The organism is Paenibacillus uliginis N3/975, from assembly GCF_900177425.1.
GTDB classification, from domain to species: Bacteria; Bacillota; Bacilli; order Paenibacillales; family Paenibacillaceae; genus Paenibacillus_AQ; species Paenibacillus_AQ uliginis.
The window spans coordinates 3,429,745-3,456,491 of record NZ_LT840184.1; the positions used below are offsets into that span (position 1 = coordinate 3,429,745).

Consider the following 26,747-nt stretch of genomic DNA (forward strand, 5'->3'; position numbering starts at 1 on the left):
ATGATTAAAGGCAGGCCGTAATGATCAATGCTCCTACCACATGAAGTGTGCCTGCAAACAATCCATAACCGGTCTTGCCCTCTTGAGTTCCTTTATCCAAGTTAATACCGCCGAGCAGTCTAAGCATCTGTTCAGCCAGCGCTTCCAAAATCAGCAGGATAACAAAGGATACAATGGATACGACAATCGCTTCCAGCAAGTGAGCAGAAGTTCCAATTGATACGGACAAGATGTAGCCCTGAGCCACCAGCTTCATGATAAGCCGTGTCGTAACCGCCATGTTTCCGGCCTTTACTTCTTCCAGATCTTTATACTTTGTAAAAAGTGAGTCCACGAACATCAGCACAAAAAGTAGAAGCGCGCCAACACCGGTCCAGACCAGAATTCCCAAAATCATATCAAAATTCATTCTAAAGGCCTCCACATTCAACATACTGATCATGTAAAAGCGAAGGTGAAATCCGCATGTTAAGCGCTATTCCCCTTCGCCTTTTCTAACTATTTTTGAACCGTAAATATCAATCGATATTATTGATCTTTATTCTCATACTGCTTCATCAATGCAGCCAATTCGTCTTCTACGACCTTATCCTTACCAAGGCTTTCGAACTCTTCATCCAGCGACTTTTCCTTGCTGTTCAATTCGTTGCTTGCCTCAGCGCGTGCTTCCATCTGAAGCATTTTCTCCTCCATACGCTTCAGACCGGCAGAAGCGGTATCGGAGCTGAAACCGTTCATTGCTTTGTTGATTTCAGTCTGGGCTTTAGCCGCATTGTAACGAGCTACAAGGGTTTCGCGCTTATTCTTCATCGCTGTAAGCTGCTTGCGCATTTCCTCAAGCTTACTGCGAAGGTTATCGGCAGCAAGTTTGTTCTGATCGTAACTGGCTTTGTACTCGTCTCTCTTGGCTTCTGCTGCTTTCTTCTCCTCAAGTGCCCGGCGTGCAAGATCAATATTTTGCGCTTGTGCAGCCGTGTGAGCTTGTTGCGAACGCTTTTCAACCAAAGCATTTTGTTCCTCGAACAGTGCTTTGAAACGTTTCTCAATGGCAATCTGAGAGGCTACCGCTTTTTCAGCATCCTCAAGATCTTCGGTCATATCCCGAATGTATTGGTCAGTCATTTTGATCGGATCTTCCGCCTTGTCGATCATAGCATTAATGTTGGACATCGTTACATCACGTAATCTTTTGAAAATGGACATGGTTTCGTGCCTCCCAATAACTTAAATGTTTTCTTATGCTCATTATTTACGTCACAACAGAAAGAACGTTTCAAATATTTCACAACTATTTTTTTCTGTTTACTAATTTTAAGTTTATTCGAAGTCAGCACGTATCTTTCCTGCCAAATAAGCCTCCAACATATTTTCGGTAGTCCGAACAATCATATCTATTTCATCCCTTTGCAAACCGTCAAAATGGATACCTATCACAACGGTCACCGTCCGCAGCAGTTGCATGGCGATGTGACGGGCAAATCTCTCAGACAACAGATGCTCTTTGTGACCAGGGACAGACGTGGTTTCAACATCTATTGTAACGGGATCATGACAAGTAAGATATGCTATTGAAACTGCACCAATATGGGCATCACCGCCCTTAATGATAATTAATGTATCACGCCCTATTTCTATTTCCTCTAAGGTTAGAGCTTCCTCAAACGATTTAGTCATATGCTCACATCCTTATTCCAACAGCATTTCTGGGATCTACACGATTCCTCGAACTTCATCCAAATGGGATATCTTCTCCGCCGCCATAAATGTCTCTAATTCGTTGATCAGTCTAACGCCTGCCCGGAGATCGGAAAAGCCGGCTGTACCGACCTCAACGGCTGCCGCTCCAGCCATTATAAACTCCATAATATCTTCACCTGAAGATATTCCGCCAATACCAATGACCGGTATATTTACCGCATGTGAAACCTGATGAACCATGCGGAGAGCAATCGGCTTGATCGCAGGTCCAGACAGTCCGGCATAGCCGTGACGAAATACACTTTTTCTTAATCTTACATCGATCTTCATCGCAGATATGGTATTAATTAAAGAAACCGCATCCGCTCCCTCCAACTCACACATATAAGCCATCTCTGTTAGCCGTTCTGCTCCTGGAGACAGCTTTACGATCAGTGGCATGGTTACCTCACGTCGAACGGCACGAACCACCTTCTGTGCTTCCTCTGTCTGGATACCGAACGCCATCCCGCCTTCTTTAACATTAGGACAGGAAATGTTCAACTCAATCATGTCTACGGCTGATCGTCCCTGTTTACGTCTATTGTTCTCATCGGTTTGTATCAACCTGGCACCTTCGATATAATCCTCAAGACAACCGCCGCCTAGATTGGCAATACGAACCGTATCCAGCGTTTCCCAGTAAGGACATTCCTGCTCCAGAAAAGTGTGAACTCCTGGATTTTCCAAACCTACACTGTTGAGCATGCCTGAAGCCGTCTCCCATACACGTACTCCCGGATTCCCCTCTTTCGGTTGAAGAGTAAGACCTTTACCACAAATGCCTCCTAAAATATCGATCGGATAAAATTGTGAATATTCATGTCCAAATCCGAACGTACCTGAAGCCATCATGACTGGATTTTTGAACGTAACACCTGCAATAACACAACTTAAATCAGTCATTAAAAACAACCTCCTCCACGGGGAATACAGGTCCATCCGTACACGCCTTCTTGCGCCCGTCCCTGCACTTCACACTACATACGAGACATGCCCCGATTCCGCAAGCCATCCGATTTTCCAAGGAAACGAACACATGATTATGTCTTCCGTGCACTCCATGCTTGTCCTGTACTGCCTTCAACATCCCATGGGGACCGCACACAATCACCGTATCGTATTGATTAAAGTCAATACCATTCAGAATGGTACCCCCTACTTCAACATGCAGAGATCTGCTTACTTTAAGAAACACTTCGGTTAAATATGGTTGTTGGCTAAAGCCTAGAAACACGTCTGCATTTGGTGTGTTTTTTGCCATATAGTACAGTGGGGCCATTCCAATACCACCGCCAACCAGAGCTACTGAACCGTTCACAGCAGGAAAGCCATTCCCAAACGAACCCTCGGTATGCAGCTCATCACCTGCTCGGAGCTCCTGGAACCGTCTCGTTCCCTCGCCTACAACCTGATATAAAAAAGAAATACGATTGTCACTGACATCAAAAATACTTATCGGCCGCGAGAGAAGCGGATAGTTATCCCAGGCTCGCAGCATATAGAACTGTCCAGGCTTTCCTCCCTGATTGCTCTCAACCTCCAGCAGGCCGATCCCATCTGCTACCATCTTGTTAGATTTCACTGTCCCCATCCTAAGACCTCCTGCACATTTCTAATCCCAATTACTTTGCATGGAAAATGTCCAGGCGTCAGTGATACATTTCACAATACTTTATTACAAAATCTTCTATCGATATACCTCAAAAAAGCCAGACCACATTTAGTAATAGTTTTTCTTGTGATATAGATCTATAAAAAAAGCCCCGGTTGCACCGGGACTTTAGTTCATTCTTATTAAAATTAAACGTCACTTATAACCTCGTTCGTATTGTTTTGGAACCTTTTGCCCACCATCCAGAGCCTTAGCCGCGTGAGATGCCCAATACGGATCGCGCAGCATTCCTCTTCCGACGGCAACCAGATCTGCATGGCCTGACAATACAACGTCCTGTGCGACTTCATAATCATCCAGCAGTCCGACTGCGATTACCGGTACCTGCAGAAGTCGTTTGAAATCCTTGGCCAGATCCACTTGATAAGCAGGCTCAGCTTTGGGGCCGCCATCTGAACCGATCGGGCCCTCGCCGCCGGATGTAATGTGAAAAATATCGACACCTGCATCTTTATACCGCTCACTTATCTTTGCGCAGTATTCTACGTCATATCCCCCGTCGACATATTCCTTAGCGGAAACACGCATCAGCAGGGGCATACCTTCAGGCAGCACTTCCTTAACAGCCTTAACTACCCGTTCGCCAAATAAAGCATAATCCTGTCCATATTCATCATCACGTTGATTCGTAAGAGGAGAATGAAACTGATGAATAAGGTATCCATGTGCCCCATGAATTTCTATCGTATCAAAACCAGCTTCCACTGACCGGCGCGCACCTTCCTTATATGCTTGGATAAGCTCTTCGATTTCATTGCCTGTAAGGGCACGCGGCATTTTGTAGCGGGAACTGAAAGCGATTGCGGAAGGCGCCACAGACGGCTCCGCGTCCTGGGCTTTGCGTCCTGCATGACCGAGCTGAATACCGATTTTTGTGCCATACGAATGAACGCTGTCCACAATTCTCCGGTAAGCCGGAATATGCTCATCGCTCCATAGACCCGTATCCTGATTGGAAATGCGGCCATCTGGATGGATGCCAGTCATTTCAACAATAATAAGACCAGTACCGCCAACGGCACGGCTTACATAATGGACGTAATGCCAATCGTTTGGGGTTCCATCCTCTGCCTGAACGGAATATTGACACATCGGAGGCATCACTATTCGGTTCTTAAGCGTCAGGTTTTTAAAATTGTAAGGTGTAAATAAGTCAGCCAACGATCTCATTCCTTCCGTACTCATATGATATTACCCAATGGCTATTATACACCTTAACGTTACAAAACCAAAAAACGTTTATCATATGTGAATTAAGGATAAATTAGGATACAGACGGGCATACCAATAAAAAGAAAAAGGAGGCGTTGAATGATGTTAAACCACACCCGAATATGGGGTTTGATATTAATCACACTGATGCTCCCTCGTATGGAGTCTTCAGCAGCTGTTAACGCCGTTATGCGGTTTACAGACTCCTTTTTAAAGAGCCCTGTCCATTCTTCAGTAATATCTGACACCGTTCAACAGGAAGATACCAAACGGAAAGAGCGCCAAAGTTTATCCTCACCTCTTTCCCTTAGCGAGTTAATGAAAAAATATCCGAATACGTTTCGGACCAGAGGCCCGCACGTAAAGCAAGTCGCCCTAACCTTTGACGATGTTCCAGATCCCCGCTTCACTCCTCAGGTTCTGGATGTGCTCAAAAAGGAGGGAGTAAAGGCGACTTTTTTTGCTGTTGGCACCAGATCAAAAAAACACCCGCAAATCGTAGCCCGTATTCGGCGGGAAGGACATGCCATAGGTAACCATTCGTACAATCATGCGCAGTTCAACAAGCTCACGCTCGATCAATTCCGAGACCAAGTCGAGCGCACCAACCGTATTTTAAAGTCGATCACAGGGATAAAGCCCCGTCTCATCCGCCCTCCCTATGGAGAAATCAACGAGGAACAGCTCCGTTGGGCCCGGAAGAACAATTATAAGATAGTGAATTGGAACGTGGACTCGCTGGATTGGAAAGGCTTGAGCAAAGATGAAGTAAGACATAATATATTGTCAGCTGCTGGACCTGGTGCGATCATTCTTCAACATGCTGGCGGTGGAGTGGGTTCTGATCTGACAGGGAGCATTGAAGCACTGCCTGAGGTGATAGCAGAATTGAAGAAAAAAGGCTATTCATTCGTTACCCTGCCTGAGATGCTAGGTGTTTCCGAAGGTATACAATAATAAAACGTCTATCGACGCATCGCAAAGAAGACAGACCGCACTTAACTGTAGTTTTTCTTGCGATACTTTCTTATCTCTAAAAAAAGACGGCGGTTAAAGCTGAACGCTCAGCCCACCGCCGTTTTTCCTATACCTTGTAAATTATTTAATAAAATATAATTTCACATTTTGAATACCAAATTGGCTAACTGATTTTTGAGAACCTGGAATAAAAATATCTACTCGATTCCCTTTGATTGCTCCGCCAATATCTCTGGCCACTGCCACAAACGCCTTATTTGGCAGTCCTGAATGAGAATGTCCGGTGACAAGCACCTTCGTACCAAGCGGGATGACTTTCGGATCCACAGCAATCGTGCCCAGTTTCAAAGGATTTCCGAAATAGTCCACAGCTCCCCATTTTCCATTCTCGCTCGCAGCAGATGAATAGGCCGTTGCTTTCATTGATGCCGTTTTGCTGTAGTTAAACGTTTTGCCCCAAGCTTCTACCACTTTGCTGCTAGCATTCACATTCAAATTTGGAACCATAACGCTTGCTGCTGGAACACTTGCTGCTTTCATAGTCGGTGCTGCCGGGATTTTAATCTTGAGTCCCGGATAAATGTTTTTAGCCTTTATATTTGGATTTGCTTGCATAAGCTTGTTTAAATTCACACCATACCTTTTGGCAAGAAAATAATATGTATCCCCCTGCTTTGCAACATGAGTCGTTGCTGCTTCTGCAGGAACCGTTGTTGCCCCGAACGTTAATCCCAATGCCAATACCGCGGCAGTTAGCAGCTTTACCGTCTTTCCTTTCGTTCCGGTTTCATTCCGGTCGTTTTTCTTATGCCACCATTTCATATTCTGTATCATTCTGGATGCCTCCCTTGTTTAACGATTACGAATATATCACAACTTTGTAACCTTTTCTTCATGAAAATGCTGGAATAAACAAAAAAAGCAGCTCTGGAAGGCCAATATAGGCACCAGAACCGCTGTTATAAGCATTGAATCGAACTTAAAAAAGATTACAAAACCTTGCTTAAAAACTCTTGCGTCCGCGAATGCTGCGGGTTGGTAAAGATCTGCTCAGGTGTTCCTTCCTCGACGATTTTCCCACCATCCATGAACAAGATACGATCGCCAACCTCGCGGGCAAACCCCATTTCATGAGTCACGATAACCATCGTCATCCCTCCAACAGCTAGCTTCTTCATAACTTCCAGCACCTCACCAACCATTTCCGGATCGAGAGCCGAAGTGGGTTCGTCAAAAAGCATCACATGAGGCTGCATTGCCAAAGCGCGTGCTATCGCAATCCGCTGCTTTTGACCCCCAGACAGTTGAGAAGGATAAGCATCCTTCTTATCCAGTAGTCCAACCGATTTCAAAAGCTCCTCCGCAATCTTTCCCGCTTCCTGAGCCGAAGTCCCCTTCACCTGTACAGGAGCCAGTGTGATGTTATTCAGAACACTCTTATGAGGAAATAAATTAAACTGCTGGAATACCATGCCCATTTTTTCACGGGTAGCATTGATATTATGGTTCTTCTTGGTGATCTTCTCACCTTCGAAAGATATTTCGCCGCTGGTCGGCTGTTCCAGCAGATTCAGACAACGCAGAAATGTACTTTTGCCGGAGCCGCTCGGTCCAATAACAACGACAACCTCGCCTTTGGCGATTTCCACGTCGATTCCTTTCAGAATATCCAACTTGCCAAATGATTTATGAAGATCCTTAACGGTTATCACTAGCGCTCAACTTCCTTTCCAAGACACCCAGAAGCTTCGAAAGAACGAATGTCATAATAAAGTAAATCACTGCAGCAACGAGCAATGGATTCAGCGCTGCGAATGTGCTGCCGCGCAAAATTTGCGCCTGGTACATAATGTCCATTACTCCGATAAACGAAACGATGGACGATTCCTTAATAATAACGATAAATTCATTACCAATCGCAGGTAGTACTCCTTTTAAAGCTTGTGGCAAAATGATGTGGCGCATTGCTTTCTTTTTAGTCATACCGAGTGAACGTGCCGCTTCCAACTGGCCTCGATCAACCCCTTGAATCCCTGCACGGAAAATTTCAGCCAGGTAAGCAGCGCTATTCAGAGAAAGAGCCAAAATACCGGATTGTATCGGTGTAAATTTAATATCAAATGCTGGCAAACTGTAATGAATTAGGAACAATTGCACAAGCATCGGTGTGCCCCGCATAATCTCAATATAGGCAGTTGCGATAAATTTAAATATGGAATTTCCTGACATCCGCATCAATGCGATGACCAAGCCTAGTAAAAAACCGAATAAAACGCCCAGTGCCGAAATGAGCAATGTATATTGTATACCTTTTAAGTAGTAGTCACGATATTTCCAGAAAAATTCGAACGTGTTAAGCTGTTCTTTTTCACTTACCCGTCCAGCCGCAAGATCGCCTGCTTCATCGACGAATTTTTGAACTTGGTCGTCCTTTATAAGACGCTCCAATGTGGCATTAATGCTCTTTAGAAGCTCCTCATTACCCTTTCTGACACCAACAGCATATTCATCATTCTCGCTTGTCGGCTTGGCATCCGTAATAACCATCGTCTCTTCGTTCATGTTAGCTTTGGCGATTGGGTATTCGGCAATGACCACATCGACCCGTTCCGTTTCCAACTGAAGCAGCAGATCCGGTATTTTATCTAATGAAACTACGTTCGAATTCGGAATACTCTCAGCAATCCGCTCCTGAATGGACGATTTCTGAACACCAAAACGTGCACCTTCCAAACTTTCAACTGTGTTATACTTGGATTCTTCACCCTTGCGAACGATAATAGCCTGATTTGCTTCATAATACGGGATGGAGAAATCAATGCTCTTTCTGCGTTCTTCTGTCGGATTCATACCCGAGATAACAAAATCAATCCGTCCGCTCGTCAACTCAGGCAGCAATGCATCAAAAGAAGCATCCTTGATTACAAGCTCAGCGCCCATATCCTTGGCGATCTCTTTTGCAATCTCAATATCGAATCCGACGATGGTGTCCACACCATCAATCGTTTTATGGAATTCATACGGCATATAATCGGCGCTAGTACCGAGGATAACCGTCTTCTTCTCTGCTTCCGCACTGGCAATACTACCGAAGGACAGCAGTACAACCATGCAGAGAAGCATCCAAGTCGTTATTTTTTTTCTCATGACCCTTAAATCTCCCCTTATCTACATTCATCAAATTGTTCGCGATTGAGTCATTATAAAACAGGATGCATGATTATGCAATGCTCTTTCATTCATTTTCAGTATATTGACTTTCCTCAACCAGCTTTCCAGCCCTTCTGTTATAAGACATTGGTCAATTTATAACGGAGAGGTGTCCATTCCATGAACCTGAAACCATTCTTCGATGAGACAATTAAAACACCTAGCATAAGATAATAAACAGATATCAATTTATCCTTTATTTTACATAAATAACCCTATTCTTTATATCCAAAACGCTTTTAATTACCTTTACCTGTCTGAAACCCCGAGAACTACAGTTGCATTTTTATGTGAGTTCAATGCATTTCCGAGATTGGCCAAACTTACGATAATCACTTCATCTGTATGGGGGAAGTATACCCGAACCTTATCCTGCTCAACCGAACCGGCAACACGGTCGGTTTTTTAGTGGACTGAACACCAGAGATGGTGTGAGCTTCATAACCTCTTCCCGTGATATGCCCTATACAAAAAAAGGCAGGCCGATAAAAATCGACTGCCTTTTTGCTGTGTATTAACTTTAACATTAACTTGCTGCTGTAAAATAGCAGCATCATTAATCTGTAATTTTATGATAGATATCCATATACTGCTGGGCTGACACTTGCCAGCTGTAATCACCGGACAACGCGTTCTTGGTCACCTGTCTCCAATGCTCTGGCTGACTATAAAACGAAATGGCGCGTTTGATCGTGTTCATCATGTCATGAGCATTATAATTCGCAAAGGTAAAGCCGTTGCCCTCACGGGTTATCTCGTTATAGGAATGAACCGTATCATTCAGCCCCCCCGTCTCCCTTACGATTGGGATGCTGCCGTAGCGAAGAGCAATTAATTGACTAATCCCGCAAGGTTCGAACTTAGACGGCATCAGGAATAGATCACTGGCTGCATACAGTCGGCGTGACAGCGGCTCATTAAACCGGATTTGGTCCGACATCTTATTCGGGTAACGGATGGCGGCTTCACGGAACCAATGCTCATACGAAGGATCTCCTGTCCCGAGCAGTACAAACTGAATATCGGTATAATAGAGCAGTTCATCCAGTATTCGTATAACGAGATCCAATCCTTTAGAGTCGACGAGACGCGTGACCATCGCCATCATTGGCACTTGCGGAGCAACAGGCAAATTCAATTCCTGCTGGAGCTCCGTTTTATTTTGCATCTTTTTGCTCAGGTTACTGCGGTATTTGACAGCAATATGTTGGTCACTCGACGGATTGTAGCTTTTCGTATCAATACCGTTCACAATTCCGCTTAAACGATCGCCCTGTGATGCCAGAAGGCCATCCAACCCATAACCGTAATAAGCAGTCTGGATTTCCCGGGCGTACGTCGGACTAACCGTTGTAACATGATCAGCGTACACGATTCCGGCTTTTAGGAAGTTTACATTGCCATAGTATTCAACACCCTCAGAGGTAAAGTACCTGCTGTGGATCCCAAGTACGTCAACAAGAACATCGTAAGGAAATACTCCTTGGTACAAAAGATTATGAATCGTAAATACGGTGCGAATCCCGCTGTAAAATGGCTCATGGCGATAGTTTCCTTCTAGAAGAAGCGGAATCATTCCTGTATGCCAATCATGGCAATGAATGACGTCCGGCTGAAAATCAATCAGCGGTAATATGTCCAATACAGCTCGATTTAGAAACGAAAATCGTTCCCCATCGTCCATATAACCATAAATTCCATCCCTGCCAAAATAGTACTCATTATCGATAAAATAAACGGTTACCCCATCTTCAACTAATCTCTCTACCCCGCAGTACTGCTGTCTCCAGCCGATCTGGACCCGGGTTTCACCAATATGCTCCATACGTTTACGGAAGTCTTCAGGAATGCTTTTGTACTTCGGCAGCACCACCCGAATGTCTGCTCCTGCACGCTGCAGTGCTTTGGGCAACGCGCCGATGACATCAGCCAAACCGCCGGTTTTGATAAAAGGAACACATTCTGCGGCTGCGAATAACAATTTCATTCTTCTCTCTTCCCCCTTTTACTTCTTTTCGTTGGCATCGCTGCTAGTTGTTCCGTAATGCTTTCTGTTGTATCAACAACTGACATTTCGCCCGCATCAACAGATGGTAAACGTTCTGACTTGATATTTTTACGTAAACGCGGCGGTTTCTTTTTTAGGACAACCATACTTAACGGAGGTAAGATGATTTCCAGACTCTGAAGCTGGTCATGCCATGGCTTCTTTTCCGTTTTCAAATCATCTCTGTTGGCCCTGCCTTCTCCACCGAATTCCATCAGATCAGAATTAAAGATCTCCTCATACTGCCCCGCTCTTGGCATTCCAATCCGGTATCGTTCATGATGCTGGAGTTGAAAATTGATAACTACGATGAGTGTGTCTCCTGGTTTTTTCCCTATACGCATATAAGATGCTACGCTCTGGCTCTCATCATGAGCACAGATCCACTGAAAGCCTTCCATACTGTGATCGATTTCCCACAGTGCTTTTTGTTCGGCATACATCCGGTTTAGGGCTGCTGTATATGCAAGCATTTTATGGTGAGCTTCATAATCCAACAACAGCCAATCCAGTTGCTCCTGATCCTTCCATTCGATGAACTGACCGAACTCTCCACCCATAAACAGAAGCTTTTTTCCCGGCTGCGTCATCAGATACCCAAGTAGTACGCGTAAACCGGCGAATTTTTGCTCATAGCTGCCTGGCATTTTACTCAGTAATGATTTCTTTCCATGCACGACTTCATCGTGGGATAAAGGAAGTGTGAAATTTTCGGAATAAGCATAGCAAATCGGGAATGTTAATAGATTATGTTTTGAAGGACGTGCCCCAAAGTCTTCTTTTATGTAAGAAAGTGTGTCATTCATCCAGCCCATGTTCCACTTGTAGTTAAAGCCAAGTCCTCCGGTGTGCACCGAAGCCGTTACTCCCGGCCATGCACTTGATTCTTCCGCCATCATCAAAGCGTTTGGATAATATTCGAATACCGTTTTGTTTAAATCTTGAAGAAAAGATATGGCTTCCAGATTCTCCAGCCCGCCTTGCTCATTAAGGCTGTATTGGTTTTCTTTTTTTTCAAAATCAAGCCGGATCATGCTCGTTACCGCATCTACCCGCAATCCGTCGATATGATACATCTCCATCCAAAAGATGGCGTTAGAGATCAGGAATGAAGTAACCTCCGGTTTGGAATAATCGAAGGACAGTGTTCCCCAACCCGGCTTTTCAGCCTTTTGCAGATCGCTATATTCATACAGCGGTGTGCCATCAAACTGCCTAAGACCGTGCGCATCTTTGGCAAAATGAGCAGGCACCCAATCGAGCAAAACGCCGATGCCGGACTGATGAAGCCGATCCACTAAATACATGAAATCATGAGGTGAGCCATATCGGCTGGTCAAGGCAAAAAAACCCGTCCCTTGATAGCCCCACGACAAATCATAAGGATGCTCAGCAAGCGGCATAAATTCCACATGGGTATAACTCATCTTCAGCAAATATGGAATAAGGATATCCGCCATTTCCCTGTACTTGTAAAAGCTGCCGTCTTCCTTTTGGCGCCACGTGCCAAAATGCATTTCGTAAATGTTCATCGGTTTCTGATACGGAGCTTTAGATTTTCGTTTCCAAGCACCATCATTCCAGCGGTAGCCAGACAAATCCGTTACTACAGAAGCGGTTGCCGGTCTAACCTCCGCATGAAAAGCATACGGATCTGCCTTCAGGAAGGTTTCTCCATAAGGTCCTGTGATGTGGTATTTGTAAAAAGTTCCAGCCGTTATCCCCGGGAAAAACCGACTCCAAATGCCGATTTCGGGTATCTTAAATAATGAATCTTTTGAGCCGTCCCAACCGTTCCAATCCCCAGCCAGACCAACATGTCTCGCGTTAGGGGCCCACACGGTGAAACGCACTCCTTCCTCACCGTTCTCCTTGGCGGGATGAGCTCCCATGAACCGGTAGCTGTGATACAAGTTCCCTTCATGAAACAAGTACAAATTTTCCGGACTTATGTTTCCTTCCCAAAACTGTTGACCTGTCATAATTATCACCTTCTTTAAGTATACAATAAAAGGCTATTACCCCATTCTAACCATCTTGAAAATAAAAAATGATGTTTGAAAAATAAAAATGTAATTTTCAAAATAACATTTCAATATAATCGTTTCAGACCCCGCAATAACCGTTTATGTAAGTACTACGCTGAAAATATTTGGGAGGGAAACGTAATGAAGAGAAAAGAATGTATCGCTATGCTGCTGGCGGGAGGAGAAGGTAAAAGATTGGCTCCTTTAACGTCTAAGCTGGCTAAACCCGCCGTTCCATTTGGCGGTCATTACCGTATTATCGATTTTCCTCTCAGCAATTGTGCTAATTCGGGAATCGATACTGTAGGTGTACTTACACAGTATGAAGCAGAATCACTTCATGAGCACATTGGTGAAGGAGATCCTTGGGGACTTACCCATTCCGATGACAACGGCATTGCCCTACTTCCTTCATACAATACCAGTCAAAGCGAATATCTGGGTACGGCAGATGCCATTTTCAAAAACATGGAGTACATTGATCGCCAAAATCCGGAGCATGTGCTCGTTTTATCTGGTGACCATATATATCATATGAATTATAGGGAAATGTTGAATGCTCACATCCATCAAGGTGCAGCGGCTACGATTTCCGTAATGGAAGTTCCTTGGGAGGAAGCAAGCCGCTTCGGTGTAATGAATGTGGATGATAACCTAAAAATTACCGAGTTTGCGGAGAAGCCTGAACATCCTAAAAGCAATCTGGCATCAATGGGAATATACTTATTCCGCTGGAATTATCTGAAGCAGCACCTGATGGAGGATGCCGATGACCCGAACTCGAGTCATGACTTCGGGAAAGACGTCATCCCTAAAATGCTGTCAGGCAACGACTTCCTGCATGCCTTCCGTTTTCAGGGATACTGGCGTGATGTAGGTACGGTGGAAAGCCTTTGGGAAGCACATATGGATGTATTGAATCAAACAGACCTGATACTGGAACAACAGGATTGGCCGATGTACACCCGTTCTTGGCGTACAAAGCTGGCCGCACGTCGCATGCGTTCCATTGAAAACAGTGACAGCCTCATCCATGATACTTGTACTTTCGAAGGTAGAGCAAAACGTTCTGTTATATTCTGTGGAGCAGAAATCGGCAAGCTTTCTTCAGTCAAAGACAGTGTAGTGATGCCGAATGTCAAAATCGGCAAGGGTGCACATGTTGAGCATGCCATTATAGGCGAAGGGGCGATCATCAAGGACGGAGCCATTGTTAAAGGGGCTCCAGGCAAGGTGGAAGTGGTTGGCCCTTACGAAACTGTTATGCCAAAGCCTACAGTACGTACACAACCATCTCGCTTACTGCAGGATGTTTATGAAAAAGGGCGACTGCGTGCTAATGTTTCCTCATCTTGATTCTTTTCAAAAAAGCGATCCGACATCTGCGGATCGCTTTTTTGTGTGTAAAGAAGTGTATGTTTATTTCTCAGATGATAAATATTTTTCGTACAGATGGACTTTACGTGTACCCATGTTCTGCTTGTCAACAAACTGATACCCTTGACGTTGGTAGAATTGATTCAATCTCTCCAGATGGGAAACACAGTCAAGCCGAAGTCCAATCTTTCCCTGCTTCCGTACACGCTCTTCTCCAAATCGGATCATCGTCGTGCCGAGATTCAAACCTCGATACACAGGGAGGACCGCAAGACGATGCAAGTATCCGAAACGGGTGTCATTCCTCTTTCCCCAGTATGAAGGGTCGCTCTCTTGTAATGTAAACATACCGGCAGGCTTGTCGTCAAATCGCAGAAGAAACACTTCTCTTTCCGTCAGGTATTCATCCAGTAACGCCGACGTAAATAGTGATGGCGTCCATTGATTCAGACCTTCCTTCACCATCTGCTCTGCCGTTGAGCGAAGAATGCACAGCAGTTCTTCCTTATGCTCCGATTCAGCAAGACCTAATTCAAACGTTCCCTGCACCGTCTCAAAACGTTCAAGAACTTTAAATCCCATAGAGGCCTTCCCCTCTCTCCATACCGTCTGTTACTTGATATCTGAATGATCCTGCGGTAATTCCTTGGGCTCTTCTTCCCCGTCAGAAAAACCACCTGCCATCGGAATTTTCCCTTCAGGGAGTGGCAATTTCACCTTCACGGTTGTTCCCTTCTCCAGCTCACTTTCCAAGTCTATCGTCCCATGATGAAGCTCAACGAGCTGCTGTGTGATGGCAAGGCCAAGTCCAGTGCCTCCATTCACATGATTAACTTGAAAGAATCGGTCTTTTACGCGCTGGATATGCTCCTCGCTGATTCCGATGCCGTAGTCTCGAACAGTTACAGTTACGAACTTGTCTTCCATATCGATCGAGAGAAGAATTGTGCCATTCTCATGCGAAAACTTGATTGCATTGTCCACCAAGTTCAGGAAAACCTGCTTCAACCGGTTGGCATCCCCATATATCATAGGTTTTTCTTCCGATTCCAGCTTGATTTGTACTCCCTTTTTCTCCGCTTTGGCCCACAAGTTAAGCATAATTTCTTGAAGCAGCTCCCGTAGGCTGACAATACCCATTACCATCTTCATCTCGTTATGTTGCAGCTTGGAAAAGTCAAGGATTTCCTCAACCAGACCAATAAGCCGATCGGTCTCTTTTGTAATAATCTGCATCCCGATTTTCGTCTCATCCGGGTCATATCCTCCTGAGATTAACGTCTCACTCCAGCCTTTGATGCTGGTTAACGGCGTTCGAAGCTCATGAGAAATGGAGGAAATAAAATCATCCTTAACCTGGTTACTACGGACAATCTCCTGGGCCATATAATTAAGCGTGGAACCCAGTTCACCAATCTCGTATTTGTAGTTCCCTTTGATCCGGACGTCGAACCGGCCTTTTGCCATTTGGGCCGATACCGCGCGAATGTTATTCAGTGGCTTCACGATCGAGTTAGCTAGACCGATACTAAAAGCAAGCACTGTGGCAAGAACCGCAGCTCCAATTAAAATCGCGACAAGTGTCAAATTGAGAAGCTTGTCATTAATCTTGTCGAGTGATGTACTGTAGCGGAGCACAAACTGATTCTCTCCGCTATTTTGTAATGCGCGGGACACAGCCATTATCATTTGACCTGTCCCCTGCTGCTTGCCAACCCAACGACTCGTATCCCCCGCCAATGCCTGGGTAACATCACTCGTTTTGATCGTCATATCTGTATCGAAATTGTTGGAACTGATCAATACTTGACCAGAAGGGGTTAACAGTTGAAGCTCCGTACCCGTCAACTCGAAATAGGACATGATCTCCGTAAGTTGTGCCGTATCATCATCGTTTAGACGGTATTTCTGATAATAATCATCAGCAACGTCGATATGTGTTGCTATATGACTGTAAACACTATCGTAATAGTATGTTCGTATTGCCACTAAAAAAATAATCTCTACCAGCAGCAGCGCCATAAACACAACAAGAAAGTAGTGTAATACGATCTGTCGCCGGATACCCTTTTTGATCATTGGCCCTGACCCTTCCATTTATAGCCGTGACCCCATACCGTTTGCAGGAATTCAGGCTCGGAAGGATTATTTTCAATTTTTTGACGAAGACGGCGGATGTTTACATCGACGATTTTGGGATCGCCCATATATTCCTTGCCCCACACGTGGTCCAACAGAACATCGCGGCTGAGCGGCGTGTTTTCTTTTTCCAGGAAGAATTGGACCAGAGAGAACTCTGTTGGTGTCAATTCAACAGCCTTGCCATTCTTCTTGAATAGCTTCGAAATTAAATCCAACGTAAAAGGCCCCGACTGAAACGAAACCTTCGCCGCGCCTGCACGCTGCACATTCACACGCCGCAGCAACGATTGCAGCCGTGCGATTAGTTCGGTTGGACTGAATGGTTTGCTGACGTGATCATCAGCCCCGACAGATAGCGCATATACCTTATCCTGCTCCTGAACCTTTGCCGTGAGAAAAATAATACCGATGCGTTCGTTCGTCTCCCGAATCCGACGACAAACCTCAAAACCGTCTATTCCAGGAACCATGACATCAAGCAGCGCAATGTCGATGTCAGGAACGGTCTGCAGTAGATGCAGTGCTTCATGTCCGTCGCCGGCTTCCAGTACGTCAAAACCATTACGTTTCAAGTTAATTACGATAAAACTGCGGATAGATTCTTCATCTTCTAATATGAGTACTTTACTCAATGTCTAATTCCCCTTTCTTTCAATAGGAGCCACATCACTATAGTTCTTTTTCTCATTCTTAATTAGCTTGAGCTCCCCTTTATAGCCAATCACCTGGTCGTTCTTGCGAACTAGCACTTTCCATTCATCTTTTGCTCTTTCCCACTCAGGCAGTGAGAAGAATTTCACCTCAGCCACCGTCTTTCCACTATCCACCATAATAAAATTCAAGTATCGACTTTTATCCGAGTCCGGATGGACGGTCACTTTATTATGCCACTCGGGCGGGAAGGTTAGATAGAATTGGTTTTCCGTGTCTTGATATCTCTGCATGACGAATTTTAAACCTTTCTTCTCATCCGCCATATGTGTTTTTCCGTCCCATTGATAGTAGGACTGAAAATAAGGAATCTCATCTAGTTTATTGTTATCCCAGCCTATGGGATTTTCAATAAGTCCAATTTCTAGAATTCCGTCACCATTAATATCCTGACTGTCAACCGGAAGCTCTTTATAAGCACCGTCTTCTTTCATGACATCAATCAGAACACCATCTTCCATCACAATCAGCTTCGATGTGGAAGAGTTGGAGACAATGGCGGTATCCAATATGATACCTTCTTTCCCCTTAGCCACTTCTCCTGAGACAATATTGTAATATTTCTCAACATTTTGTCCCAGATCCAACTTCGCTAATTCTTTAAAACTATTCGTCTCTTTATCAAACTGAGAAGTTGTTATAAATGACAATTCGTACTTCTGTAAAGAAACCACGGTCAATTCCTTAATTCCGTCTCCATTCAAGTCTGTCACTTCAAAATGCGTATACGGCAGTTGAAGCACTTTCTCTAAGGAATCACCTGAAAAAGTATATACGACAAGTCCATTCTGGAGATCTTCCTCCCCACGAGAAAACCCGGCAACTATATCCACTGTACCATTATTCGTAATATCAATCAGATCAAAGGATTCTAGCATGGTACCTTCACCGTCAAAATCCAGTTTCTTAACCCATGTATTGCCCTGCTGCTGCAAAATCATGCCATGGATTTGCACTTCCTCATTGGGTGTTTTATAAAAGACAACGGCTTCCATAATCCCGTCATTATTTAAGTCTTCAACACGAATGGAACTAGGACCAGAATCACTTCTCGGCCGGATAATATTGCTATTCTCCGGTTTTTGCGAATTGATTGCCCCCATCAATGTTGCTTTATCTGCCGGAAGATCCGGCGTGGTCATGAGTGATACAGGATCACTAATAAAACTGCAGCCAGCGAGAAGCAGTATTAGCAGCCCGGATACGGCTGCCTTCATTAATCTTGGTTTCAACAGTATCAACTCTTTCTATTTCAATCGCCTTATAGAGGTTGTTCAAAAAGTCCGCTTTTGATCACGAAGTGAATCAGGAAGTGGGCTCGGCATCGAATCTTGAATTTAACCGGTCCTTCCGGTGCTCACGTACCCAAAACGTACGCTCCGCTCCTCAGGCCCTAGCTTCATCCAACCTTCTCGGTGCTGAAAACCAACCTTTTTGAACACGCACTTATAGGCTAGTATAACTCTGTTATATTCTGCTCTTTTCCCCGTGCGTCAATCGCCGTCCAGTAACATCTACCACAATTTGTCCTCCTGCCAGCCCCATGATGCGGGAACAATATCGTTCCGCAAGTTCAAGCGGAATGACTGCGATGACGGTCAATCGTTCTTCCTCACACAGACTTTTCAGCGTTTGCAGTACATGCTCAGCTGACTTTGGGTCCAAGCCCATCACCGGCTCGTCCGCTAATATAACTTTGGCACCATGAACTAGCGCTCTGGCAATTGCAATACGTTGCCGTTCGCCGCCGCTCAGCTCACTGGCTTTGCGGTGCGCTTTATCCAGTAATCCGAGGTGTTCAATTGTATCCATCGCACCCATATAATCGTCGGAACGCACCATTCCAGTGGCCATACGCCACAATGGAGTTTGACTGGATTGGCCGATGAGGACGTTTTTGAGCGCCTTCCGGTTCATGTTCAGTGTCGGATTCTGCTCTAGATAAGCCCATTCACGGCGTACCTTCTTCTTACCGCCGGGTTTAAGCATGTCATCCCCATCAATCAAAAAACGTCCGCCGTCCCATTTTTCACGGAGGGCCAAACAGCTCATCAGCAGACTTTTTCCGCTCCCGCTCCCACCGATAAGACCGATCATTTCCCCTTTTTCCATTTGAAAGCTTATGTCGTTCAACACCGGGTTCTTCTCAGTATTTACTCTCTTCATCAGGCGATCCACTTTTATCATGTTCGTCTCTCTCCCGTCGAGTGTCTTTTCCTATACTCTAGTTTAGAAGAAAGCGAAAATAATTGCCATGAGAACAAGTGTTCTTATTCAGGTATTGCCTTCTGTTTGAAGAAGAGACTCGTGCAAGCAAATATAATATATATTCCGCCAAGGAGAATAAACATACCTGCATTCCAACCTGTTTCAATCAATGAGCCACCGATATTCGGTCCCACAATGCTTCCTATATTAAAATGAAAGGATGCAACAACGTTTGCAGCAGGCAGCAAAGCTCTCGGAAGGATATCAGCCGCATAGGCGAGTCCAAGTGAGAAGAAAGAACCGACAAGACCTCCAGCCAATGTGAGTAAGATTAGCACCGGCCAGTAGCTTGTCCCTGCAACGGGAATAAGTATAAAACAGATTCCCCCCAGAATTCCAGCCACCGTCAACACCCTTTTGCGGCCGAACCGGTCACTCCAAATACCAAGCGGAAGCTGCAGAATGAGTCCTCCAATTCCGATAAACGGCAGCAATGACGATATTTGTTCAATTGTGAATCCACTACGGAGACCGTACACCGGGAAATTGCTGTTAATCCCAGCTTCCATATACCCGTATAAAAATGCGGGTATGAGAGCATACCATGCTAATTGATAGCTTCTTCTATACCGCCCAGGCATATAGGTCTCGCTAGCCGACTGCCGCTCCGGTTTAACATTCGGCAGCTTGAAGATCACCACAAGCAGTACAAACAGAAACAATATGGCGAGTATGATAAAGGGAACAGCTTCCCCGTATTTCAACAGTATTATTCCCAGCGGCCCTATACTGAATCCAAGCCCATAGGACATGCCGTAAAATGATATGCTGCGACCGCGGTTCTGCGGCGTGGACATCATAAGTACCCATAATTGTGCTGCATAATGGAGTGCGCTATCCCCGACACCAACCATGATCCGGAGTACAAACCATAGAGCCACACTTGGAAACAATGGGAACGCCAGCAAAGAGAGCATAACCAATACCAGACCAGCGATGATGAGCTTCTTGAATCCCACCCAACCTAGCATTCTTTCCGCTACAAGCGTCATGGCGAAGGAGCCGGCATATAGAGCGGCTGCGTTCAGTCCGTTTACAGACGAAGAAACCCCCATTCGCTCCAAAAATATCGCGAGCACAGGAAGCAGCAAACCTTGGCTGAGTCCTGCGGCTACAATAACCGAAATTAATATAAAATAATGAATTCTCCCTTGACGGGCCTGAACTGTGTCTGACACGATTGTCTAATCCCCCTCTTAAATATGAACAACAAATAAATTGCCAAGTGAACATTATAGTGGACAACCCTGATCCATACAAGCCATAATAAAAACAATGTCATTATTTCGGGAGGGTACCGGTTTCATGAAGTACAAAGTAAGCATAGACGTTTCCGTGGTTTTCGAGTTGCTAGGCAGCTTTATGATCTATGTAACGAGAAAATGGACCGACAATCTGGATATCGGCACACATTTAATTACGGATATGGATACCCGTCTCCCTCAAGAGTTCCGTACGGAACTCGGCAAGGCATACAACTGGCCTTTTTTAGATTATGATGTTCTCTATGCTTTAGCCATTTTGCGTGAACAGGATACGGATATTACTTCTTTTATCGACTGGATCGGGAATACTGCGCCGGATGATCTATATCCCCGGTTGCTACCTTACATGCCGTCACTCACCATGGAGCATCTTGTACGTGTTAAGACAGACTACCCGCCGCTGCTCCGCTTGTGGTACGAATATTATTTTGCGGACATAGAACCCGAGTTAGAACCTTTAATTTGTGAAGATGCTCAGGAAAAATCAATACTCCTTCTCAAGATGGAACCTGAAGGGCTTATTGAATATGCCACTGGCGGTGTCATCCTGGACGACATACCTGTGGATTCCATCCTGCTCTTTCCCGGTGTTCATTTCCGGCCGATTAATACGTACTGTTTTTACGACAATATTCTTCTGATTCAGTATCCTGTTGACATTCCTGAAGAAAATGAGGATGATCCACCGGTTGTCTTGTTAAGAATGACAGAGGCGCTAGCTGACCCGGAACGTCTAAGATTACTTCGTTATGTGGCGAATGAACCCAAAACGGTAAACGACATCGCAACAAATTTGAATCAGCCCTACGATACACTTATGCATCATCTGCTAATACTAAGGGCAGCGGGCCTGCTCCGCTCGCATGTGAATGCTGGTGATCAGACTGAACGTTTCAGCCTTCGTCCTGACGGGGCAGCAGAGCTTCAAATGTTTTTTGAGTCGTACCTCAGATTATCTTGACGAAGTAAACCTTACTTGGTAACAAAGGTTATTTATAGAGAGACACTATACAGAGAAGCAAGTGGATAAAGGAGTGCGAAAAATGAGCAAAGATGGACAGCATATCATATTTGATATGGATGACACGTTGATTCACTGCAACAAATACTTTGATTTGATTCTTGGCGAATTTTTCGAGTTGATGACAACCTGGTTTCAGGAGTATGGCGTGACAACCGAACAAATTAGAACCAAACAGATGGAAATCGATGTTGCCGGAGTAGACAAGCTTGGATTTGCGAGCGCCAATTTTCCACAATCTTTGATCGACACTTACCAGTTCTTCTGTAAGCTTCATCATAAAACGCCTGTACTACATGAAGAAGAAGAGCTGTTCAAGCTCGGCCTGAGTGTCTACGATCAGGAGGTTGAAGCCTATCCCGGCATGGTGGAAACGCTGGATACGTTGCAGAATGAGGGGCATCGACTGTACTTATACACAGGTGGCGAGACCCGAATTCAGAAACGTAAGATTGAACAGATGAAACTTGCTGACTTCTTCGAGGACAGAATCTACATCCGCCAGCACAAAAATGTGAGAGCGCTGGAAGAAATCCTATCTACCGGACAATTCAACCGCCCTTTAACCTGGATGATAGGTAACTCCTTAAGAACAGACGTTGTTCCAGCTCTAACAGCTGGGATAAATAGCATCTATATCAAGCAGCAGCGCGAATGGCACTACAATCTGGTGGAATTGAAGCATGAGCCGCATAATGTTCTTTTTACCGTATCGGCCTTGACTGAAGTTCCGGAGATTATTGCCGATAATGCTATAACCAATTCCTAGGAAAAGATAGAGGTTGCCCCTGCCTACAGTCTATGGCAGAGGCAGCCTTTTTTTGTTTATTGAACACCTTAAAAAGCAGGTCATGGAATGACTCCATGGCCTGCCCTGCTAGTAATAATACATCGATCAAGTTGCTGCGCTTGTGCTCTCACGTTGGACGGTTAATTGACCGCTGCCAGATTTATTTAATGCAATTCGAGCTTTAAAAGCCCCCCCGCTCTTGTCTTTAAACGTCAGTAGCTGGGTCTTTCCGCTCGTGAGAAGAGATTTCAGCATTGCATGTGAGATGCTTTTACCTGCAAATTCTTTCCAAATCACGAATTTGCAACCACTTTTGAAATGAGAGCATCCATAACCTTTACGCCCTTCGATAATTTGTCCGCCACAGCCTGCAGTAGGACAATCACCGAGAGGAACACGCACACCAGAGGACGCTGCCTGACTCGCACCAGGGTCTCCGTTTGATTTAGGTTCTCCCGTACTTCTTGCTGTTGCAAAGGCTGTCTTACCCGTCTCTGAAGTCGAACGACTACGCTTGGAGCTTTGGTTACCCTTCCCTTTGCCATCTTCACTGTCACCGAACATTGATGGAGGTGCAGGACGCTGGGTAGATACCTTATCAATAATAGAAACGGTAAACTTCTGCACGTTTTTCATAAATACATCAGCAGAAGCTTCACCCTTCGATATTTGATGCAGCCGCCGCTCCCATTGTCCCGTCATTTCGGGAGAAGCCAGCAGCTCAACGCCTGCATGACGGATCAACTCTACTGCCGTTCTTCCTTTTTGCGTCACAGTAATCTTTTTGCCCTGCATCGTGATATAGCCGACCTTTTTCAATCTTTCGATCGTTGCTGCTCGTGTAGCCGGAGTACCGAGGCCGCTGTCTTTCATCGCGTCACGCAGCTCTTCATCCTCCATACTCTTGCCGGCACTCTCCATAGCTTTTAGCAAAGTACCTTCCGTGTAACTCTTTGGCGGCTGAGTCGCCTTTTCCTTCACTTCACTCTTCAAACACACGACGGGCTTGTCCGCTAGAACGTCGAATGAACGGTCATTCCACTCCTGGGATTCCTCCTCCTCATCATCCTTGCCTTTTTTCGATTTGGAGGACTTGCGCTCCTTGGCCTTGTCCTTGTCCTGCTGAATCAACACTTTCCATCCCAGTGACAGAAGCTCTTTAATATTGGTCTTGAACGTCTCACCTTCCACCTCTGTAAGCACGGTGTGCTGCTTGTACAAAGCTGGCGGATAGAAATGGGAGAGGAAACGGATAATGATCAGATCATAAATATGCTGTTCTTCCTTGCTGAGAGTTCCAGGCCGTTTCAATGTCGGCAAAATGGCGTGGTGATCTTCAACACGCTCGGGATTACATACAGATTTATTGTTTTTATGAACACGATTCGGGTCCGCTCCTTGCACCATAGGACCGTATGGTGTGGATTTGAGCATGTTTAGTGCCTTATGCATCCCTTCGATGTTCTGCTCGTTTACATAGTTGGAATTCGTACGAGGATAAGAAATGACTTTATGTCGTTCATATAATCCTTGTGCGAGATCCAATGTCTTTTTTGCGGAATATCCATACTTCGCATTGGCTTCACGCTGAAGCAATGTTAGGTCGTAAAGTTTAAATGGATGCTCCTTCGTCTCCTTAACCTCATACTTCGAAATGGTACCGTTCTTCCCTTTCACTTTGGCCGCGATTTCCTCCGATCGTTCCTGCGATGTCAATCGGTCACCCTGCCACGTCCCAACGTATTCAAGTGAATCTTGGCGGAATGTAGCTTTAACATCATAAAAGGTTTGCGACTCAAACGCCTCTATTTCTTTCTGGCGGTCATAGATCAGAGCAAGCACAGGGGTCTGGACACGGCCAACCGACAACAGCGTCTGATGACGTGTCGTAAATGCCCTTGATGCATTCATTCCGATGAGCCAGTCTGCTTCACTGCGAGCCCTTGCCGCGAGCGTTAATGATTCAAATTCAGAACCATCCTTCAATTGGGCGAACCCCTGCTTGATGCTCTCGGCTGTCAAATCTGATATCCAGAGCCGTTTCACCGGCTGATGAAGCCCCAGTTGCTGCTGGATTAACGCAAAAATGTACTGTCCTTCTCTCCCCGCATCGCAGGCATTCACTATATGATCACAGCGCTTGGCAAGATCTCCAATAACTTTGAGCTGATCCTTGGTCTTCGGATTCGGAACAATTCTGAATTGTTCCGGTATGATGGGCAGATCCCGAATGTTCCAGCGCTTGTATTTCGGATCGTAAGCATCCGGCTCCGCAAGGCCGACCAGATGACCTATCGCCCAAGTAATGATGTACTGCTCTCCTTCTAAGTAGGACCGGTTATTTTTGGCCCGAGGTTCGATCACTGCAGCGATATTTCGCCCCATGTCCGGTTTTTCGGCAATGACCAGCGTCTTCACGTAACCTCTCCTCCCCGATTCGTCCAAGAACGAAATAACCATATAAGTTACTTGTTTTCCGGATGGACTCCAAAAAGGACTCCGCTTAGGCGAAGTCCCCATAAACAATGATATACAATTATAACATAGGATGAGTCTAGTTTAAACTAAGACCGTAGAGCCCATCAGATACTTATCCACTTCTCTTGCTGCTTCCCTGCCTTCGTTAATTGCCCACACCACAAGGCTTTGACCACGGCGCATATCACCGGCTGCAAACACTTTATCTACATTAGTAGTATATTTGCCGTAAGATGCTTTCACATTACTTCGGCGGTCACTCTCAAGACCAAGCTGCTCCAGAAGTGTCTGCTCAGGTCCATCAAATCCGATAGCGATTAAAGCGAGCTGTGCCGGAAATACTTGTTCTGTACCTGGAATAGGCTGGTACACTTTACGGCCTGTTTCGTCTACAATCCGCTCAATCTGTATCGTGTGCAGCTCTTTCAGGTTTCCTTCTTCATCACCAACAAACTTCGTGGTCATGATAGAAAACTCTCGAGGATCCTGTCCGAATAGTGCCTTCGCTTCTTCATGCGCATAGTCTAGAGTATACACATTCGGGAACTGCGGCCATGGATTTGCAATCAAATCTCGTTCAAGCGGCGCCTTTTTGTGCGTACCGAATTGGGTAATGCTGGTGCATCCATGCCGCAATGCAGTGGCTACACAGTCCGAGCCCGTGTCCCCGCCACCAATGACAATAACGTCTTTATTGTGGGCGGAAAGATATTTTCCATCTTCAAGACCGGAGTCGAGGTAACTCTTGATCGTTCCGTTCAGGTAGTCCATAGCGTAATGTACGCCTTTCAGTTCGCTACCTTCGATATTAAACTCACGAGGTTTTGTGGATCCTCCACACAATACGACCGCATCATAATCATCAACAAGCTGCTTAGCAGAAATATCTTTACCTATCTCGGTATTTACAATAAACTCAATACCCTCGGCCGCCAGTAAATCAACACGGCGTTGAACCACAGCCTTGTCAAGTTTCATGGAAGGAATTCCGTAAGTAAGCAAACCGCCAATCCGGTCAGCACGCTCGTACACCGTAACGTAATGACCCGCTTTGTTCAGCTGCGCAGCTGTAGCAAGTCCCGCAGGACCGGAACCAACAACAGCGACCCGGCGACCCGTTCGTTTCACAGGAGGCTCAGGAACAACCCAACCTTCTTCAAAGCCTTTGTCAATAATTGCTTGCTCAATACTCTTGATCGTGACAGGTTGGCCGATCAGGCCCACTGTACACGATCCTTCACATGGTGCAGGACACACTCGTCCAGTAAACTCGGGAAAGTTATTCGTTTTATGCAGACGTTCCAACGCGTCTCTCCATAATCCCCGATAAACAAGGTTGTTCCATTCCGGAATAAGATTGTGTACTGGACAGCCCGAAGTGCCGCCGATCATATCTATACCGGTATGACAATATGGAGTTCCGCAGTCCATGCAGCGTGCTCCCTGGGTCTGAAGCTCTTCCTCTGCCAAATGCTTATGAAATTCTTCCCAGTCTTTAACACGCTCAGCCGGGTCCCGATCAGCCGGAAGCTGACGCTTATATTCCATAAATCCTGTTGGTGTTGACATACTACTTTCCCCCATCCGTTCTCTTCATGCTGAGTAACAAGTAAGATTGTACTTTTCATCATATCATAAATCATCCACATTCTAACGAAACAAGGAGCTGCAAATGGTCATTTACCTGATTCATTTTTTCTATTCAGGTTAAGAAAAACTTTTATCACCGCTTGTCTACAGCGATTCCGCGCATTATGTCATCTACAATGTAAAAACATCGTAGCATTTGTCATTTCCCTTGTTAAATGG

23 protein-coding genes are annotated in these 26,747 nt (G+C 45.3%); 4 read left to right on the forward strand and 19 right to left on the reverse strand.

The annotated features are described in order from the left end of the window. Positions 1-4 precede the first annotated feature (4 nt). The 6 genes from B9N86_RS16155 to B9N86_RS16180 form a co-directional block, all read right to left on the reverse strand. Positions 5-409, reverse strand: a complete 405-nt coding sequence (locus B9N86_RS16155) for a DUF350 domain-containing protein (protein WP_208914197.1) — start codon at positions 407-409, stop codon at positions 5-7. Positions 410-528: 119 nt separating this feature from the next. Further along, complete coding sequence (locus B9N86_RS16160; RefSeq protein ID WP_208914198.1) at positions 529-1,203, reverse strand: PspA/IM30 family protein; 675 nt, start codon at positions 1,201-1,203, stop codon at positions 529-531. A 114-nt stretch (positions 1,204-1,317) separates the two neighbouring features. Further along, a complete protein-coding gene (gene lpdD / locus B9N86_RS16165; protein ID WP_208914199.1) occupies positions 1,318-1,674 on the reverse strand; it encodes a prenylated flavin chaperone LpdD in 357 nt (118 codons plus the stop codon). A gap of 36 nt (positions 1,675-1,710) precedes the next feature. After that, positions 1,711-2,643 carry a dihydroorotate dehydrogenase gene (locus tag B9N86_RS16170; RefSeq protein ID WP_208914200.1) on the reverse strand — a complete coding sequence of 311 codons (933 nt, stop codon included), beginning with the start codon at positions 2,641-2,643 and terminating at the stop codon, positions 1,711-1,713. Then, the gene (locus B9N86_RS16175) at positions 2,636-3,331 is read right to left on the reverse strand and encodes a dihydroorotate dehydrogenase electron transfer subunit (RefSeq protein ID WP_208914201.1); all 696 of its coding nucleotides are present in this window, start codon (positions 3,329-3,331) and stop codon (positions 2,636-2,638) included. Before B9N86_RS16175 ends, B9N86_RS16170 begins: the two co-directional genes overlap by 8 nt. 216 nt (positions 3,332-3,547) lie before the next feature. Further along, the gene (locus B9N86_RS16180) at positions 3,548-4,573 is read right to left on the reverse strand and encodes an NADH:flavin oxidoreductase/NADH oxidase (protein WP_208920435.1); all 1,026 of its coding nucleotides are present in this window, start codon (positions 4,571-4,573) and stop codon (positions 3,548-3,550) included. 150 nt (positions 4,574-4,723) lie between these two features. Between B9N86_RS16180 and B9N86_RS16185 the strand changes: the two genes are divergently transcribed. Next, a complete protein-coding gene (locus tag B9N86_RS16185) occupies positions 4,724-5,581 on the forward strand; it encodes a polysaccharide deacetylase family protein (RefSeq protein WP_244562723.1) in 858 nt (285 codons plus the stop codon). Positions 5,582-5,722: 141 nt separating this feature from the next. On the opposite strand, the gene B9N86_RS16190 is transcribed toward B9N86_RS16185, so the two are convergent. The 5 genes from B9N86_RS16190 to glgB form a co-directional block, all read right to left on the reverse strand. After that, positions 5,723-6,436, reverse strand: a complete 714-nt coding sequence (locus B9N86_RS16190) for a 3D domain-containing protein (RefSeq protein WP_244562724.1) — start codon at positions 6,434-6,436, stop codon at positions 5,723-5,725. 155 nt (positions 6,437-6,591) lie between these two features. Further along, on the reverse strand, positions 6,592-7,314 hold the full coding sequence (locus tag B9N86_RS16195; RefSeq protein WP_208914202.1) for an amino acid ABC transporter ATP-binding protein: 723 nt from the start codon (positions 7,312-7,314) through the stop codon (positions 6,592-6,594). Then, complete coding sequence (locus B9N86_RS16200) at positions 7,301-8,749, reverse strand: ABC transporter substrate-binding protein/permease (protein ID WP_208914203.1); 1,449 nt, start codon at positions 8,747-8,749, stop codon at positions 7,301-7,303. Before B9N86_RS16200 ends, B9N86_RS16195 begins: the two co-directional genes overlap by 14 nt. 619 nt (positions 8,750-9,368) lie before the next feature. Further along, positions 9,369-10,799 (reverse strand): glycogen synthase GlgA, encoded by a 1,431-nt coding sequence (gene glgA, locus B9N86_RS16205; protein ID WP_208914204.1) that lies wholly within the window; start codon positions 10,797-10,799, stop codon positions 9,369-9,371. Beyond that, positions 10,796-12,841, reverse strand: a complete 2,046-nt coding sequence (glgB, locus tag B9N86_RS16210) for a 1,4-alpha-glucan branching protein GlgB (protein ID WP_208914205.1) — start codon at positions 12,839-12,841, stop codon at positions 10,796-10,798. Before glgB ends, glgA begins: the two co-directional genes overlap by 4 nt. A gap of 186 nt (positions 12,842-13,027) precedes the next feature. On the opposite strand from glgB, the gene B9N86_RS16215 reads away from it, so the two are divergent. Further along, entirely contained in the window at positions 13,028-14,242 is a 1,215-nt protein-coding gene (locus tag B9N86_RS16215; RefSeq protein ID WP_208914206.1) for a glucose-1-phosphate adenylyltransferase, read from the forward strand. A gap of 63 nt (positions 14,243-14,305) precedes the next feature. On the opposite strand, the gene B9N86_RS16220 is transcribed toward B9N86_RS16215, so the two are convergent. The 6 genes from B9N86_RS16220 to B9N86_RS16245 form a co-directional block, all read right to left on the reverse strand. Next, positions 14,306-14,845 carry a GNAT family N-acetyltransferase gene (locus B9N86_RS16220; RefSeq protein ID WP_208914207.1) on the reverse strand — a complete coding sequence of 180 codons (540 nt, stop codon included), beginning with the start codon at positions 14,843-14,845 and terminating at the stop codon, positions 14,306-14,308. Positions 14,846-14,875: 30 nt separating this feature from the next. Further along, positions 14,876-16,342, reverse strand: coding sequence for a sensor histidine kinase (locus B9N86_RS16225; protein WP_208914208.1), 1,467 nt, complete (start codon positions 16,340-16,342; stop codon positions 14,876-14,878). Beyond that, positions 16,339-17,037 carry a response regulator transcription factor gene (locus B9N86_RS16230; protein WP_208914209.1) on the reverse strand — a complete coding sequence of 233 codons (699 nt, stop codon included), beginning with the start codon at positions 17,035-17,037 and terminating at the stop codon, positions 16,339-16,341. The genes B9N86_RS16225 and B9N86_RS16230 overlap by 4 nt, the downstream gene beginning before the upstream one ends. Before the next feature lie 3 nt (positions 17,038-17,040). Beyond that, a complete protein-coding gene (locus tag B9N86_RS16235) occupies positions 17,041-18,348 on the reverse strand; it encodes a hypothetical protein (RefSeq protein WP_244562725.1) in 1,308 nt (435 codons plus the stop codon). 235 nt (positions 18,349-18,583) lie between these two features. Continuing rightward, positions 18,584-19,303, reverse strand: a complete 720-nt coding sequence (locus B9N86_RS16240) for a phosphonate ABC transporter ATP-binding protein (RefSeq protein ID WP_208914210.1) — start codon at positions 19,301-19,303, stop codon at positions 18,584-18,586. Positions 19,304-19,386: 83 nt separating this feature from the next. Then, complete coding sequence (locus B9N86_RS16245) at positions 19,387-20,562, reverse strand: MFS transporter (RefSeq protein ID WP_208914211.1); 1,176 nt, start codon at positions 20,560-20,562, stop codon at positions 19,387-19,389. Between the two features lie 127 nt (positions 20,563-20,689). On the opposite strand from B9N86_RS16245, the gene B9N86_RS16250 reads away from it, so the two are divergent. Both B9N86_RS16250 and B9N86_RS16255 read left to right on the forward strand, forming a co-directional pair. Then, on the forward strand, positions 20,690-21,610 hold the full coding sequence (locus tag B9N86_RS16250) for an ArsR/SmtB family transcription factor (RefSeq protein ID WP_208914212.1): 921 nt from the start codon (positions 20,690-20,692) through the stop codon (positions 21,608-21,610). Positions 21,611-21,692: 82 nt separating this feature from the next. Continuing rightward, entirely contained in the window at positions 21,693-22,439 is a 747-nt protein-coding gene (locus B9N86_RS16255; protein WP_208914213.1) for an HAD family hydrolase, read from the forward strand. A gap of 126 nt (positions 22,440-22,565) precedes the next feature. Here B9N86_RS16255 and B9N86_RS16260 read toward each other — a convergent pair whose 3' ends face one another. Together B9N86_RS16260 and B9N86_RS16265 are read right to left on the reverse strand one after the other, a co-directional pair. Continuing rightward, positions 22,566-24,878, reverse strand: coding sequence for a type IA DNA topoisomerase (locus B9N86_RS16260; protein ID WP_208914214.1), 2,313 nt, complete (start codon positions 24,876-24,878; stop codon positions 22,566-22,568). A 141-nt stretch (positions 24,879-25,019) separates the two neighbouring features. Continuing rightward, the gene (locus B9N86_RS16265; RefSeq protein WP_208914215.1) at positions 25,020-26,507 is read right to left on the reverse strand and encodes a glutamate synthase subunit beta; all 1,488 of its coding nucleotides are present in this window, start codon (positions 26,505-26,507) and stop codon (positions 25,020-25,022) included. Positions 26,508-26,747: the final 240 nt, after the last annotated feature.

Bases quoted from the DNA above. Each gene is read 5' to 3' on its own strand.
- B9N86_RS16155 (WP_208914197.1), bottom strand. From the start codon at position 409: ATGAATTTTGATATGATTTTGGGAATTCTGGTCTGGACCGGTGTTGGC.
- B9N86_RS16160 (WP_208914198.1), bottom strand. From the start codon at position 1,203: ATGTCCATTTTCAAAAGATTACGTGATGTAACGATGTCCAACATTAAT.
- lpdD (WP_208914199.1), bottom strand. From the start codon at position 1,674: ATGACTAAATCGTTTGAGGAAGCTCTAACCTTAGAGGAAATAGAAATA.
- B9N86_RS16170 (WP_208914200.1), bottom strand. From the start codon at position 2,643: ATGACTGATTTAAGTTGTGTTATTGCAGGTGTTACGTTCAAAAATCCA.
- B9N86_RS16175 (WP_208914201.1), bottom strand. From the start codon at position 3,331: ATGGGGACAGTGAAATCTAACAAGATGGTAGCAGATGGGATCGGCCTG.
- B9N86_RS16185 (WP_244562723.1), top strand. From the start codon at position 4,724: ATGATGTTAAACCACACCCGAATATGGGGTTTGATATTAATCACACTG.
- B9N86_RS16190 (WP_244562724.1), bottom strand. From the start codon at position 6,436: ATGATACAGAATATGAAATGGTGGCATAAGAAAAACGACCGGAATGAA.
- B9N86_RS16200 (WP_208914203.1), bottom strand. From the start codon at position 8,749: ATGAGAAAAAAAATAACGACTTGGATGCTTCTCTGCATGGTTGTACTG.
- glgA (WP_208914204.1), bottom strand. From the start codon at position 10,799: ATGAAATTGTTATTCGCAGCCGCAGAATGTGTTCCTTTTATCAAAACC.
- glgB (WP_208914205.1), bottom strand. From the start codon at position 12,841: ATGACAGGTCAACAGTTTTGGGAAGGAAACATAAGTCCGGAAAATTTG.
- B9N86_RS16215 (WP_208914206.1), top strand. From the start codon at position 13,028: ATGAAGAGAAAAGAATGTATCGCTATGCTGCTGGCGGGAGGAGAAGGT.
- B9N86_RS16220 (WP_208914207.1), bottom strand. From the start codon at position 14,845: ATGGGATTTAAAGTTCTTGAACGTTTTGAGACGGTGCAGGGAACGTTT.
- B9N86_RS16225 (WP_208914208.1), bottom strand. From the start codon at position 16,342: ATGATCAAAAAGGGTATCCGGCGACAGATCGTATTACACTACTTTCTT.
- B9N86_RS16240 (WP_208914210.1), bottom strand. From the start codon at position 19,303: ATGATAAAAGTGGATCGCCTGATGAAGAGAGTAAATACTGAGAAGAAC.
- B9N86_RS16250 (WP_208914212.1), top strand. From the start codon at position 20,690: ATGAAGTACAAAGTAAGCATAGACGTTTCCGTGGTTTTCGAGTTGCTA.
- B9N86_RS16255 (WP_208914213.1), top strand. From the start codon at position 21,693: ATGAGCAAAGATGGACAGCATATCATATTTGATATGGATGACACGTTG.
- B9N86_RS16265 (WP_208914215.1), bottom strand. From the start codon at position 26,507: ATGTCAACACCAACAGGATTTATGGAATATAAGCGTCAGCTTCCGGCT.